The sequence below is a fragment of the Flavobacterium sp. ASV13 genome (genome assembly GCF_000745775.1).
Classification (GTDB): domain Bacteria; phylum Bacteroidota; class Bacteroidia; order Flavobacteriales; family Flavobacteriaceae; genus Flavobacterium.
The window spans coordinates 495,999-510,531 of record NZ_JQJY01000004.1 but is presented as its reverse complement, the minus strand read 5'-3'; the positions used below and the strand labels follow the sequence as shown (position 1 = coordinate 510,531).

At 33.5% G+C, this 14,533-nt stretch carries 9 protein-coding genes; all 9 read left to right on the top strand.

Translation table 11 applies throughout. The annotated features are described in order from the left end of the window. Positions 1 to 61 precede the first annotated feature (61 nt). A complete protein-coding gene (locus GQ47_RS12885; RefSeq protein ID WP_035649057.1) occupies positions 62 to 925 on the top strand; it encodes a PhzF family phenazine biosynthesis protein in 864 nt (287 codons plus the stop codon). Between the two features lie 162 nt (positions 926 to 1,087). Beyond that, positions 1,088 to 2,839, top strand: a complete 1,752-nt coding sequence (locus tag GQ47_RS12880) for a TonB-dependent receptor (RefSeq protein WP_035649055.1) — start codon at positions 1,088 to 1,090, stop codon at positions 2,837 to 2,839. Positions 2,840 to 2,966: 127 nt separating this feature from the next. Beyond that, positions 2,967 to 3,497: a GNAT family N-acetyltransferase gene (locus tag GQ47_RS12875; protein ID WP_035649439.1), complete on the top strand. Its 531-nt coding sequence runs from the start codon at positions 2,967 to 2,969 to the stop codon at positions 3,495 to 3,497. A 62-nt stretch (positions 3,498 to 3,559) separates the two neighbouring features. Beyond that, positions 3,560 to 4,009: a hypothetical protein gene (locus GQ47_RS12870; protein WP_035649053.1), complete on the top strand. Its 450-nt coding sequence runs from the start codon at positions 3,560 to 3,562 to the stop codon at positions 4,007 to 4,009. 572 nt (positions 4,010 to 4,581) lie between these two features. Beyond that, positions 4,582 to 6,258: an asparagine synthase B gene (gene asnB, locus GQ47_RS12865; protein ID WP_035649051.1), complete on the top strand. Its 1,677-nt coding sequence runs from the start codon at positions 4,582 to 4,584 to the stop codon at positions 6,256 to 6,258. Positions 6,259 to 6,574: 316 nt separating this feature from the next. Continuing rightward, entirely contained in the window at positions 6,575 to 8,182 is a 1,608-nt protein-coding gene (gene asnB / locus GQ47_RS12860) for an asparagine synthase B (RefSeq protein WP_035649050.1), read from the top strand. Positions 8,183 to 8,393: 211 nt separating this feature from the next. Next, a complete protein-coding gene (locus GQ47_RS12855; RefSeq protein ID WP_035649048.1) occupies positions 8,394 to 11,138 on the top strand; it encodes a M16 family metallopeptidase in 2,745 nt (914 codons plus the stop codon). 367 nt (positions 11,139 to 11,505) lie between these two features. Beyond that, complete coding sequence (gene gyrB, locus GQ47_RS12850; RefSeq protein ID WP_035649046.1) at positions 11,506 to 13,446, top strand: DNA topoisomerase (ATP-hydrolyzing) subunit B; 1,941 nt, start codon at positions 11,506 to 11,508, stop codon at positions 13,444 to 13,446. A gap of 112 nt (positions 13,447 to 13,558) precedes the next feature. Beyond that, the gene (gene mdh, locus GQ47_RS12845; protein ID WP_035649045.1) at positions 13,559 to 14,494 is read left to right on the top strand and encodes a malate dehydrogenase; all 936 of its coding nucleotides are present in this window, start codon (positions 13,559 to 13,561) and stop codon (positions 14,492 to 14,494) included. The last annotated feature ends 39 nt before the right edge of the window (positions 14,495 to 14,533 follow it).

Genomic DNA, 14,533 nt, shown 5'->3' with positions numbered 1-14,533 from the left:
GATTGAAAAAGTCTTTTTTCTTTCCTCTTGATTCTATTTTCTAAAAGAAAAAAAGAAAGACATGAGTTTACCTTTTTATATAGTTGATGTTTTTGCTGATAAAAAATATGCCGGAAATCAATTGGCGGTTTTTTTAGATGCAGGAAATTTAAGTTCAGGAGAAATGCAACAAATGGCACGCGAAATCAATTTTGCCGAAAGCACATTTGTAACCAAATTAGACAGAGAAAATAATAAAGCTGAGATTAGAATATTTACTCCGGCTCATGAAATGCAGTTTGCGGGTCATCCAATAATTGGAACTTCTTGGGTTTTGATGAATAAGGTTTTTGATAGTTCGCCTGACGAAATTAAATTAGAAGTTCCAATTGGGCCAATTGCGATTCATAAATCAGATGAGTTGATTTGGTTGAAAGCAGCTCAGCCGAAATTCTGGGATATTTTTTCAAAAGAAGATTTAACGTCATTCAGCAATCTGCAAATAAGTGATTTCGAAAATCAATTTCCAATTCAGGAAGTGACAACCGGAAGTGCATTTGTAATGGTCGGATTAAGCAGTAAAAGAGCGCTTGAAAATTTGGTTTTAGATAAAGATAAAACCGATAAATGGCTTAAAAATAATTGCAAAACTGATCACAGAGGCTTGTATTTTTATTATTTAGAAGGCTCAAAATTATTCAGCAGAATGTTATGTGTCGAGCATAATCAATTGGTAGAAGATGCCGCTACAGGAAGTGCAAGTACTTGTCTTCAGGCTTTTCTGTTGAAATACCACAAACCTGAATTTGAGTTAATCAATTATCAGGGAGATTATATTGGACGTCCGTCTCAAATATATTTCAAAGGAAAGTTGACTGATGATCAGTTCGATATAAAAATTGGAGGAAAAGCGCAATTTGTTGCTAAAGGCGAGTGGGAAGCTTAGATTGAGAAAATAGAAAATAGAAAATAGAAAATAGAAAATAGAAGAAAGAGTAAAGAGCCAAGATATTAGAAATAAGAATAAAAAAGATAGAGAAAAAATAGAAATAGGGAAAAAAGTCTTTCTTCTTTATTCTAGATTCTTTTCTCTAAAAAAGAAAGAAATATGAAAATTAACTGCCGAAATAAAATTGTCGTTTTACTAGTGTTGCTTGTTTGCCAGCTTTCGTTTTCGCAGAAGAAAAATGAAAATATCGGATCTGAAACGGTTAATGTGGTAAAACCTTATTCACCAACTATATCTGATGCGTTCAAAGTAAAAGAAACGCCTTCGCTTGACGATACAGGAAATCAGCCGAAAGAAACTATAAAATATAGTATTCTTTCAGTTCCGGTTGCTTCGACTTTTACGCCTTCAAAAGGAAATGCGCAAGCTGTGGACAAATCTAAAAAAGAAAGATTGTTTAATAATTATGTAACTGCTGGAGTTGGAAATTACGGGACTTTAAATGCTGAATTGTTTGTTACCCAAGATTTGGGAAATAATGATTACGTGGCTGGAATGCTTCGTCATCATTCATCACAAGGCGGTATTAAAGATGTGAATCTGAATGATGAATTTTATGATACAGTCTTAAATGTTGGTTATGGAGTTATCAATCGTGATATGTCTTGGGGTGTTGATTTAGGATATCAAAATCAATTATACAACTGGTACGGACTTCCAACAGATTTCGGAATGACTTTGCCGCCACAAACACAGGAAGATTTGATTAGAGGAATTAACCCAAATCATTCCTATAATACAATTTCACTTGGCGGAAATGCTGAATTTACAAAAGGAATTTTCAGTAAAATCGCAACTCGATTTACACATTTTTCAGATAGTTTTTCTTCTTCAGAAAATCGTTTTTATCTAAAACCAACTTTCAAAGTTGATGTAATGGATCAGGCCATAACTACAAATGTTATTGTTGACCATGTTAGCGGTTCTTTCGAACATAATTATGCGGGAGATAATACGGAACCTTTAAAATACAGTTTGACTAATTTTGGAATTGAACCAAGTTTTGTAATTCATGAAAACGAATGGACTTTAGAATTAGGAGCTGGATTGTTTTATGGTTTAGATTCGGAAAACAGCGGAAACAAATTTTTTATCTATCCAAAAGTAAATGCTTCTTATAAATTGGTAGGTGATTTAATGATTTTCTATACCGGAGTAAACGGAAGTTTAAATCAAAACTCATATGCTGATTTTGTAACGGAAAATCCATTTTTGTCACCAACTTTAAATATGAGACCAACAAGTAATCAATATACAGTTTTTGCTGGTTTAAAAGGGAAATTGGCCAACAATGTTAGTTATAATTTGACAGGTTCATATTTGAATGAAAAAGACAAAGCGTTGTTTAAAAGCCAGGATTATACAGAAGATTTTTCAAACCAAAATTATGCTTTCGGAAACTCTTTTAATGTAGTTTATGATGATGTGAGAACTTTCCGTTTCTACGGAGAATTAAAAGCTGATTTTTCTAAAAACGTTTCTTTTGGAATCAACGGGACTTTCAATAGTTATAAAACTGACGGTTTAGAAGCTTGGAATTTGCCATCAATGAAAATTAGTTCGAATCTTGATGTTACTATTACCAAACAATGGTACGCAGGTTTGAATGTGTTTTTTGTTGGAGACCGAAAAGATATGCAAACGAATCTGGATTTTGGAGTTGATCCATCTGTAATAACTTTAAAAAGCTATTTTGATGCTAATGCTCATTTAGGATATAAATACAATGAACGTTTGACTTTCTTCTTAAAACTAAATAATATTGGAAATCAGGCTTATGAAAAATGGCTGAATTATCCTGTTCAGGGATTCCAGGTTTTAGTTGGAGGAAATTACAAATTTGATTTTTAGGAAGATTTTGCCGTAAAGGCACTTAGGCGCAAATCTACTTTAAAATTGCGTCTTTTTTAGCCATGATTTCATGAGTTTTTTGGAGTAAATTCGTGATTTCATGGCTAATTTTTTATATTTTTATTTTATGGAAATTAAGCTAAGACAAGAAAATAAAGATGATTTTGAAAGTGTTTTTCGATTAATAGAGAAAGCTTTTGAAAAGGAAGAATTTAGCGATCATAAAGAACAGTTTTTGGTAGAAAGATTAAGAAAATCGGATGCCTTTATTTCAGAATTGTCAATTGTTGCTGAAATTGAAAACAAAATTGTCGGGCATATTTTATTTACCAAATTAGAGGTAAAAAACGAATCTCAAATTTTTCATTCCTTAGCATTGGCTCCAGTTTCTATTTTGCCAGAATTTCAGGGAAAAGGAATTGGGGGTAAACTTATTTTGCACGGACATGAAACAGCGAAAAGTTTAGGATATAAATCGGTTATTTTATTGGGACATCAGGATTATTATCCAAGATTTGGATATGAACTTTGTGAAAAATACAATATCAAAATGCCATTTGATGTTCCGTCCGAAAACTGTATGGTCATTGCACTTGAAAAAGATGCACTAAAAGAGGTAAGTGGAGAAGTAGTTTATCCAAAAGCTTTTTTCGAATAAAAATTTAAATATAGAAAAAACCTTAGCATCTTTGCAACTTAGAATCTTAGTAGCTTAAAAAAATGACTTTTAAAGAAAAAATATATTCCCATTATCTGCAAATGGTTCAGGACCGAATTGATGTTTTTAAAGACATGATTTCGGGCTTGACCGAAGATTCAAAAAACGATGCCAAAGGTTCTGCTGGCGATAAGCATGAAACGGCTTTGTCGATGATGCACATCGAACAGGAAAAATTGACCAACAAACTGAAAGAAGCTATTGCTCAAAAAGCGATTTTAGATAAAATTGATTCTTCAAAAACTACAGAAAATATTATTTCGGGCAGTTTGGTAAAAGCAAACGGAATCTATTTATACGTAAGTGTGGCACTTCCAAAAATTGCAATTGACGGAATTAATGTTATTGCACTTTCTCCGCAATCTCCATTAGGTAATCATTTAATGGGAAATAAAGTTGGATTTCAGTTTGAGATTAATAAGACGCATTATACTATTGAGAGTGTTGAGTAATTGATATATAGTCCCTGTGGGGCAAATTAATTCATGCATTTATTTTTTTCTACCAATATTTAATCTCTCCGAGATATTCTCATTTGGTAGCTTGATGTTTACTTTTTCTACTAAACTATTTAATTTCTCCGAGATTTACTCCGCTAGGAGTTTGATCTTGGTAGAGAAAACATATTCATAAGTCAATTGTCCTGTAGGGACTAAATACCACAAAGTTTACCGTTCCTTAAAATGACAAACTGTATGTTAATATTCAATTAGATATTAAAAATAGAATAATTTCGGAACAGCTTTCTCTATTCTGTTTGTGAATTTCTTATTGATATTTAAATATCTTAAAATTAAATCCAAAGATTTCTCAAAAAACCTTAAATTTTACTTGTGTTTTGTCCTCAAAATTAAAATTTTCAAGTTCAAACCATTTTTTAGTGTTAAAATTTTACATTTTGTATGTAAAATTTAATTTTTGGTTTAAAATTATAACTGAAATAACTATTTGTGTTTTTCAATTATAACCATTACCGCATCTTTGCCTTATCAAATTAAAATTTACAAAATAAAAATATAGAATTATGTGCGGAATTGTATGTGCCTTTGATCTAAAACAAAAAGCCGAAACTTTAAGACCTCAAGTATTAGAAATGTCTAAAATCATTCGTCACCGTGGACCAGACTGGAGCGGAATTTACAGTAATGATAAAGCAATTCTTTCGCATGAGCGTTTGGCGATTGTAGATCCAGCTTCAGGAAAACAACCTTTATTTACAGAAGATAAAAAATTGGTTTTGGCTGCAAATGGTGAAATTTACAATCACAGAGATCTTCGTAAGCAATTTGAAGGAAAATACAACTTTCAAACAGAAAGCGATTGCGAAGTTATCTTAGCACTTTATAAAGAAAAAGGACCTCATTTTGTTGATGAAATGAACGGAATCTTCGGATTTGCAATTTATGATGTTGATAAAGACGAGTATTTTGTTGCTCGTGACCACATGGGAATTATTCCATTATATATTGGTTGGGATCAGCACGGAACTTTTTATGTTGCTTCAGAATTAAAAGCTTTAGAAGGATATTGTACAAAAATTGAATTGTTTCCTCCAGGACATTATTTATCAAGCAAAGACGGTGAATTTGTACAATGGTACAAAAGAGACTGGACAGAATATGATGCAGTAAAAGACAACGAAACAAGTATTCCTGAAATCAAAAAAGCGCTAGAAGCAGCGGTTCACAGACAATTAATGAGTGACGTTCCTTACGGAGTTTTACTTTCTGGAGGTTTAGATTCGTCTATTACTTCGGCTGTTGCCAAAAAATATGCAAAAAACAGAATCGAGTCTGATGATACAACAGAAGCTTGGTATCCGCAATTGCACTCGTTTTCAGTTGGATTGGAAGGTTCTCCTGATTTAGCTGCTGCAAGAAAAGTGGCAGATCACATTGGAACCATTCACCACGAAATTAAATTCACGATTCAAGAAGGTTTAGATGCTGTTCGAGATGTGATTTACAACCTTGAAACATACGATGTAACTACGGTTAGAGCTTCAACTCCAATGTGGTTAATGGCTAGAGTTATAAAGTCGATGGGAATTAAAATGGTTCTTTCTGGAGAAGGAGCAGATGAGTTATTCGGAGGATATTTATATTTCCATAAAGCACCAAACGCGAGAGAATTCCACGAAGAAAACGTTCGTAAATTGAGCAAACTTCACATGTACGACTGTTTACGTGCAAACAAAAGTTTGGCTGCATGGGGAATCGAAGGCCGTGTACCTTTCTTAGACAAAGAATTTATGGATGTTGCGATGCGCATCAACCCACAAGATAAAATGATTAACAAAGAACATCCAATGGAAAAATGGGTTGTTCGTAAAGCTTTTGAAGAAATGCTTCCGGAAAGTGTTGCATGGAGACAAAAAGAACAGTTTTCTGATGGAGTAGGATACAGCTGGATTGATACTTTGAAAGAAGTTGTAGGCAGAGAAGTTTCGGATGAGCAATTAGCAAATGCGAAATACAAATTTCCGTTGCAGACACCAACTTCAAAAGAAGAATATTACTATCGTTCAATTTTTACAGAACATTTTCCAAGCGATGCTGCTGCGTTATGTGTGCCTCAGGAAGCAAGCGTTGCGTGTAGTACAAAAATCGCTTTAGAGTGGGATGAAGCTTTCAAAAACATGAACGATCCTTCTGGAAGAGCTGTAGCAAGTGTTCATGACGACGCTTATGTTAAAGCATAAACAAGTATAATTTTAGAATTAGTATATATATTGCAGAAAAACGTTCTCTTAATTGAGGACGTTTTTCTTGTCTTAAGTTATTTAGATTGTATGTTTTCAGATAGTTAAAAATAATTTCGACAATAATTTGACTTTCTTTTTTATATTTGACATTCGTCGAAATAAAGTTAAATGCCTGATATTATAATAGGATTATAAAGGAAAAGCAGAAAATAATATTTAGTTTTGCTGCAGATTATAAAGTATAATCGTTTTTGCAGCTAATTGGCTTCATATAGTGAGTTTGAAGAAAATAATAAGTAAAAAAAATTAGAATATGTCTGGATTATTAGCCGTAATAGGCAAAGGAAAAGACCCAAAACTTGTACAAGAGCTTTCAGCAAGAATGTCTCATCGCGGACCAGATGAGAGTGATTTGCATATTATGGATAATGGAAGCGTGCTTTGTCACGAAAGTTTATCAATTGTTGACTTAAATACAGGCAAACAGCCTATTCAGGGAACAAATAGAGCCTGGATGATTCATGATGGTGAGATTTACAATTATCAAGAATTAAAAAACACGATTTTAAAAGATCATACTTTCAGAACCAATTCAGATTCAGAAGTTATTGTGCATTTGTATGAAGAATTTGGCTATAATTTCTGTAATAAATTGGATGGAGATTTTGCTTTCGTTATAATCGATGGAGATGATTATATCGCAGGTAGAGATCCAATCGGAGTAAAACCGTTGTATTATGGTTTGGATGAAAGAGGAAGAATTTATTTTTCTTCTGAAATGAAATCAATTGCAGATCAATGTAAATCGTTTTCAACTTTCCCCCCAGGACATTATTATACAGCAAAAACTGGTTTTGTAAAATATTACCAGCCAGATTGCGAGGATCATAAAAAAGCAATTGAAAGTTTAGATTTAGGCTTAATCCGTGAGAGTTTGATTGAGGCTACACGTAAACGTTTATTAAGCAATGTTCCTTTAGGAGCTGTCATGTCAGGAGGTTTGGATACTTCTTTGATTTCTTCAATAGCGTCACGATTATTAAAAGAAAATGGACAAAAATTGCATTCGTTTTCTATTGGTTTAAATGCTGATGCTCCTGATAATATCGCAGCTAGAAAAGCAGCTGAGTTTTTAGGAACAGAGCATCATGAAATTCATTTTTCGGTTGAAGAAGGCGTTAAAGTATTGGAACAAGTAATTTATCATATTGAAACGTATGATATTATTTCAGTAAGATCTGGAGTTCCAATGTACATTTTATCAAAAGCAATTGCTGATGCCGGAATAAAAGTTCTTCTTTCTGGTGAAGGTGCCGATGAAATTTTTGGTGGACATTTATATTTTAGAAATGCTCCTTCTACAGAAGCATTTCAGGATGAAACTATAGAAAGAGTTCAAAAGCTTTTTACCGCCGATTTATTACGTGTTGATAAAACTACAATGGCGCATGGTTTGGAGGCAAGAGTTCCATTCCTGGATACTGCATTTTTAGATGTTGCCATCCGAATAAAACCAGAAGAGAAACAGCCAAAAACATATGATGGCATTGAAAAATATATTTTAAGAAAAGCATTTGATACTCCAGAAGATCCTTATTTGCCGGCAGAAGTTTTATGGCGTCAGAAAGAGCAGTTTTCAGATGGAGTAGGTTATAAATGGGTTGATGAATTGATTGAATATTGTGCTTCACAAGTAACAGACGAGCAATTAGCCGGTGCAACTGCAGAATTCCCATACAATTCTCCAACAACAAAAGAAGCTTATTTATACAGAAGTATTTTTCATAAATACTATCCTCAGGTAAGCGCTGCACATACGGTTCGTAAATGGATTCCGAAATGGCAGGATAATCTTGATCCAAGTGGAAGAGCAAATGCTGCGCACGTAAAAGTGCCAGGTGTGGAGCTTTTGAAATCTTAAATTTCATTTTAAAAGAAAGTTTTTAAGAATTATAAATTATTTAAAACCGAAACTACATTTCAAATGTCGTTTCGGTTTTTTTTATTTTCAATTATACTATTTTACGGAATGCCGTAAAATATTAAAAGTAAGTTAATAAGGATTTTCTGTTTAAGAAAAATATTATATTTGATTACCAGGAATAATATAAATTCAAACCATTTAACAACCTATGAGAAACCTATTACTAAGCGGAATTCTATGCTGCTCATTAATTTCCTTGAGCTCAGTTTATGCACAAAAATCGGTGGCGACTAAAGAGACGCCAAAATTTATTACAAATGTCGAAGGTGTCAAAGAATATTCTTTAAAAAACGGATTAAAGGTTCTTTTGATTCCTGATGCTTCTCAAAGCAATATGGTGGTTAATATTGTTTACAATGTAGGTTCTAGAAATGAGGGTTATGGCGAGAAAGGAATGGCTCACTTGCTAGAACATATGCTTTTTAAAAGCACAAAAAATCTGGGAGATATAAAAAAAATGCTTTCAGACAAAGGAGGAAATGCCAACGGAACAACTTGGCTTGACCGAACAAATTATTATGAAGTTTTCCCATCAAATGATGAAAATCTGAAATGGAGTATTCAAATGGAAGCAGACAGGATGATTAATGCGACGATTCTGCAAACTGATCTTGATAAGGAATTTTCAGTTGTAAGAAACGAGTTTGAAATAGGTGAAAATAATCCGGATCGTGTTTTACAGGAAAGAATCGTTTCGACTGCTTATTTATGGCATAACTACGGAAATAGTACTATTGGAAGCAAAGAAGATATCGAACGTGTAAAAGCAAATACGCTTAGGGTTTTTTATGAGAAATACTATCAGCCGGATAATGCCACATTGATTGTTGCAGGTAAATTCGATGAGCAAAAAACATTACAATATGTAGGTCAGTATTTTGGAGCTGTTCCAAGACCTAAAAGAGTTTTAGATAAAACCTATACAATTGAACCTGCACAAGACGGTGAAAAATTTGTAGAGTTAAAAAGAGCGGGAGAAAGCAAAAATATGGGTGCGCTGTATCATACCGTTTCTTATGCTGATAAAGATTATGCTGCGCTAGATGCTTTGGGCGAAATCTTAACGGCAGATCCATCAGGATATTTATATAAATCATTGGTTGAAACTCAAAAAGTTTCCAGTTTGTATTTTTGGCAGCCAACAGTGAGAGATGCAAGTTATATGTATTTTGGATTTGCTATACCTAATGACAAAGACATTAAAGCAACACAGGATATTGTTAGGGCGGAGTTAGATAAAATCATCACTACAAAATACACAGATCAGGACGTGAGCAGAGCTCAAGCAAAAATCATTAAACAAATTGATGCAATAAAAAATAATACGATTTCATTTGCAATCAATTTGACAGAAATTATAGGTTCTGGAGATTATAGATTGGGGTATTTGTATCGCGATGCCGTTGAAAAACTAACGAAAGAGGATATTCAGCGTGTTGCTGAAAAGTATTTTAGAAGCAATAACAGAACAGTAGGTATTTTTATTCCTTCAAAAGATGAACAAAGATTAAAACCTGTAGAATATACAGACGACCAAATCGTTGCATTGACTAAAGATTATAAAGGAAAGGCTTTAGAAAAAGAAGTTGCAGCTTTTGAAGCGTCAATCAAAAATTTAAAACAAAATTTGACAGAAGGCAAACTGACAAATGGTGCAAAATACGGCTTGATTAAGAAAGAAATTAAAGGCGGAAAAGTTCAGGCTAATTTTAGTTTCCCTGTAAGTAATGAGAAAGATTTGAATGGGAAATCTGATGTTGGCGGTATTATGGCGCAACTATTGAAAACAGGAACAACTACGAGAAGTAAGGAACAAATTCAGGATCGTTTAGATCAATTGAAATCAAGTATTTATTTCAATTTTGATCATCAAACTTTGTCTGTTTATGTGAATACTTATAAAGAAAGTTTCAAAGAGGTTATGGGGATTTTAGAAGATTTGCTTCTTAATTCAACTTTTCCACAAAATGAATTAACTAAAACAATAGCAGAATATAATACTTATTTGGAAGGAAACTTAAATGATCCGCAGTCTATTGCTTTTACAGAGATTGCAAGACAAACGACAAAATATCCAAAAGGTAGTATTTTTTACACGTCGACTACACAGGAAGAAATAGATGCTTTTAAAAATATAAAACAATCTGAAATTGTAGATTTTTACAAAAACATCCTAGGTGGAAACAACGGTTTTGGAAGTGTAGTTGGAGATTTAGATGCAAAATCAACGGGAGAAATTCTAGAAAAAACATTCGGAAAATGGAATTCTAAATCGAAATATGAACGTGCTATTCCAACATATTTTGAAACACAAAAACTAGATAAAGATATTATTACTCCAGACAAAGAAAATGCAGTTGCTGTAGGAAGAGTTAGCTTTAAAATGGATAGAAAAAATGCAGATTATCCTGCATTTGTCATGGCAAATGAAATATTAGGAAGCGGCGGTTTTTTAAGTGCCAGAATCCCTATGAGATTAAGAGAAAAAGATGGTATAAGCTATGGAGCAGGCTCTTTTATTGATATTCCAGTTTCAAATGACGTAGCGTCATGGAGTTACTATGCCTTTTTAAATCCAACGAAAAAAAATGCAGTTGAATCAGCAGCGAAAGAAGAAATTGCAAAAGCATTAAAAGATGGATTTACGGCAGAAGAGTTAAAATCAAATTTGGTAAGCTGGCAGAATGAAAGAAAAACCAGTTTAGGTAATGATAATACATTGATGAGACTTGTAAATACCTATTTGCAGTACGGAATTCCACTTGAAGATTATGATGATTTAGAAAATAAAGTTAAAGGGCTTAAAGTTGAAGAAGTTAATACTGTTTTGAGAAAGTATTTGAGCTTAGATAAAATGACATCAATTTACGCTGGAGATTTCAATAAGAAATAAGAAATAAGAAAAAAAGGAAAATTTCAAATTCCAATTTAAGGAGTTTTAAAATTATAAAAACCGAAATGCATCTTACAAATGTATTTCGGTTTTTTTTATGTGTTGATAAAATTTGAAACTTGGATTTTTTACATTTTTGGCATTTCAAATTTATAATCACAATCTGAATTTTTATGCGATTATTATTTTTGGAATTTGGAATTTATGAATTTGGAATTTAAAATTGACTTTTTGGGCTGTTTTTTTGATTTTTTAGACAATAGTGTTAATAACTTAAGTGCTTTAAATGGGATTTTAACGGATATATAATTTGCGTTTTTATATATTTGCGTGTTAGACAATAATTACATTTTTTAGAATAAATTATATGAGCGAAGAAATCAAGAAGAACAATTATTCAGCAGATAGTATTCAGGCATTAGAGGGAATGGAGCACGTAAGAATGCGTCCGTCGATGTATATTGGAGATGTAGGGGTTCGAGGGCTGCATCATTTGGTTTATGAAGTTGTTGATAACTCTATTGATGAGGCGATGGGCGGACATTGTGATACTATTGGTGTTGCAATTAATGAAGACGGTTCTGTTACAGTTGAAGATAACGGACGTGGTATTCCAGTTGATTTACATAAAAAAGAAGGAGTTTCAGCACTTGAGGTTGTAATGACTAAAATTGGTGCCGGAGGTAAATTTGATAAAGATTCGTATAAAGTTTCCGGAGGACTTCACGGTGTTGGGGTTTCTGTAGTAAATGCGCTTTCTGTTCATATGAAATCTACGGTTTTCAGAGATGGAAAAATTTACGAACAAGAATACGAAAGAGGAAAGTCGTTATATCCGGTAAAACAAATCGGAGAAACAGATAAAAGAGGTACACGTCAGACTTTCTATCCTGACAATACAATCTTTACACAAACTACAGAGTTTTCTTATGATACTTTGTCTGCTCGTATGCGTGAGCTTTCTTTCTTGAATAAAGGAATCACAATTACATTTACAGATAAAAGAGAAGTTGATGATAAAGGAGAATTCAAAAGTGAAGTTTTCCATTCAGATGAAGGTCTTAAAGAATACATCCGTTATTTAGATGGAAACCGTGAGCCAATTATTTCTCACGTAATCAGTATGGATCACGAAAAAGGTGAAATTCCTGTTGAAGTTGCCTTGATTTATAACACGAGTTATACAGAGAATATTTTTTCTTATGTAAATAATATCAACACACACGAAGGAGGTACGCATTTACAAGGTTTTAGAAGTGGTTTGACAAGAACACTTAAAAAATATGCTGATGCTTCTGGAATGTTGGATAAATTGAAGTTTGAAATTTCCGGAGACGATTTCCGTGAAGGTTTGACTGCAATTATTTCTGTAAAAGTTGCTGAGCCTCAATTTGAAGGACAAACAAAAACTAAACTAGGAAACAGAGAGGTAGTTTCTCCGGTTTCTCAAGCGGTTGGAGAAATGCTTGAAAATTATTTGGAAGAAAATCCAAATGATGCAAAAATAATTATCCAGAAAGTAATTTTAGCAGCTCAGGCACGTCACGCGGCGAAAAAAGCGCGTGAAATGGTACAGCGTAAAACCGTTATGGGCGGTGGTGGATTACCAGGAAAATTATCTGATTGTTCAGAACAAGATCCTGCAAGATGTGAGGTTTACCTTGTCGAGGGAGATTCGGCTGGTGGAACAGCAAAACAAGGACGTGACCGTAACTTTCAAGCAATTTTACCTTTACGTGGTAAAATCTTGAACGTTGAAAAAGCAATGCACCACAAAGTATTTGAAAATGAAGAGATCAGAAATATCTTTACGGCTTTAGGAGTAACAGTTGGTACTGCAGAAGATAGTAAAGCATTAAATCTTGAAAAACTTAGATATCACAAGGTAATCATCATGTGTGATGCCGATGTCGATGGTAGCCACATTTCTACCTTAATATTAACATTCTTCTTCCGTTTCATGAAAGAGCTTATCGAAGAAGGACACGTTTACATTGCGGCTCCACCTTTATATTTAGTTAAGAAAGGAAATAAAAAAGAATATGCTTGGAATGATGTTCAGCGTGATCAGGCAAACGAAAGAATGGGTGGAAGTGCTAATATTCAACGTTATAAAGGTCTTGGAGAGATGAACGCGGAGCAATTATGGGAAACTACAATGGATCCGAATTTCAGAACTTTACGTCAGGTAAATATTGATAGTCTTGCTGAAGCTGATCAGGTTTTCTCTATGTTAATGGGTGACGAGGTACCGCCACGTCGAGAGTTTATCGAGAAAAATGCAGTTTATGCAAATATTGACGCATAAAATAAAAAATTAATAATTTCAATTCGTTTAATTGTTTAAATTTACTAGACAATTAAACGAATTGTCTTTTTAAGGAATAGACAAATAATTAATAACCGATAAAGTAAAAAATATGAAAGTTACCATTGTAGGAGCAGGAAATGTTGGAGCTACATGTGCAGATGTTATTTCTTATAGAGGAATTGCGAGCGAAGTAGTATTGTTGGATATTAAAGAAGGTTTTGCCGAAGGTAAAGCGTTGGATATTATGCAATGTGCTACAAACACAGGTTTTAATACCAAAGTTTCTGGTGTTACCAACGATTATTCTAAAACTGCTGGGAGTGATGTAGTCGTAATTACATCAGGAATTCCAAGAAAACCAGGAATGACAAGAGAAGAATTAATAGGAATTAATGCCGGAATTGTAAAAACAGTTGCTGAAAATGTATTAAAATATTCCCCTAACACTATAATTGTTGTTGTTTCTAATCCAATGGATACAATGACGTATTTGGCTTTAAAAGCTACAGGATTGCCAAAAAATAGAATAATTGGTATGGGGGGAGCTTTAGATAGTTCTCGTTTTAGAACTTATCTTTCTTTAGCTTTGGATAAACCTGCGAACGATATTTCAGCAATGGTAATTGGAGGACATGGTGATACTACTATGATTCCGTTAACGCGTTTGGCATCTTATAATGGAATACCGGTTTCTCAATTTCTTTCAGAAGAAGTACTTCAGAAAGTTGCAGCTGATACAATGGTGGGTGGTGCAACGCTGACAGGTTTGTTAGGAACCTCTGCCTGGTATGCTCCTGGAGCTTCTGTTGCCTATTTAGTAGATAGTATTTTAAATGATCAGAAAAAAATGATTGCTTGTTCTGTTTTTGTAGAAGGCGAGTATGGACAGAATGACATCTGTATTGGAGTGCCGTGTATAATTGGTAAAAACGGGATTGAGGAAATTGTAGATATTAATTTAAATGATCAGGAAAAGGCGTTATTTGCGAAAAGTGCAGATGCAGTTCGTAACATGAATGACGCTTTAAAGTCGATTTTAGTATAATAAAAACATTAAAAAAAAGAAAAGGCTGCACTTTTGCAG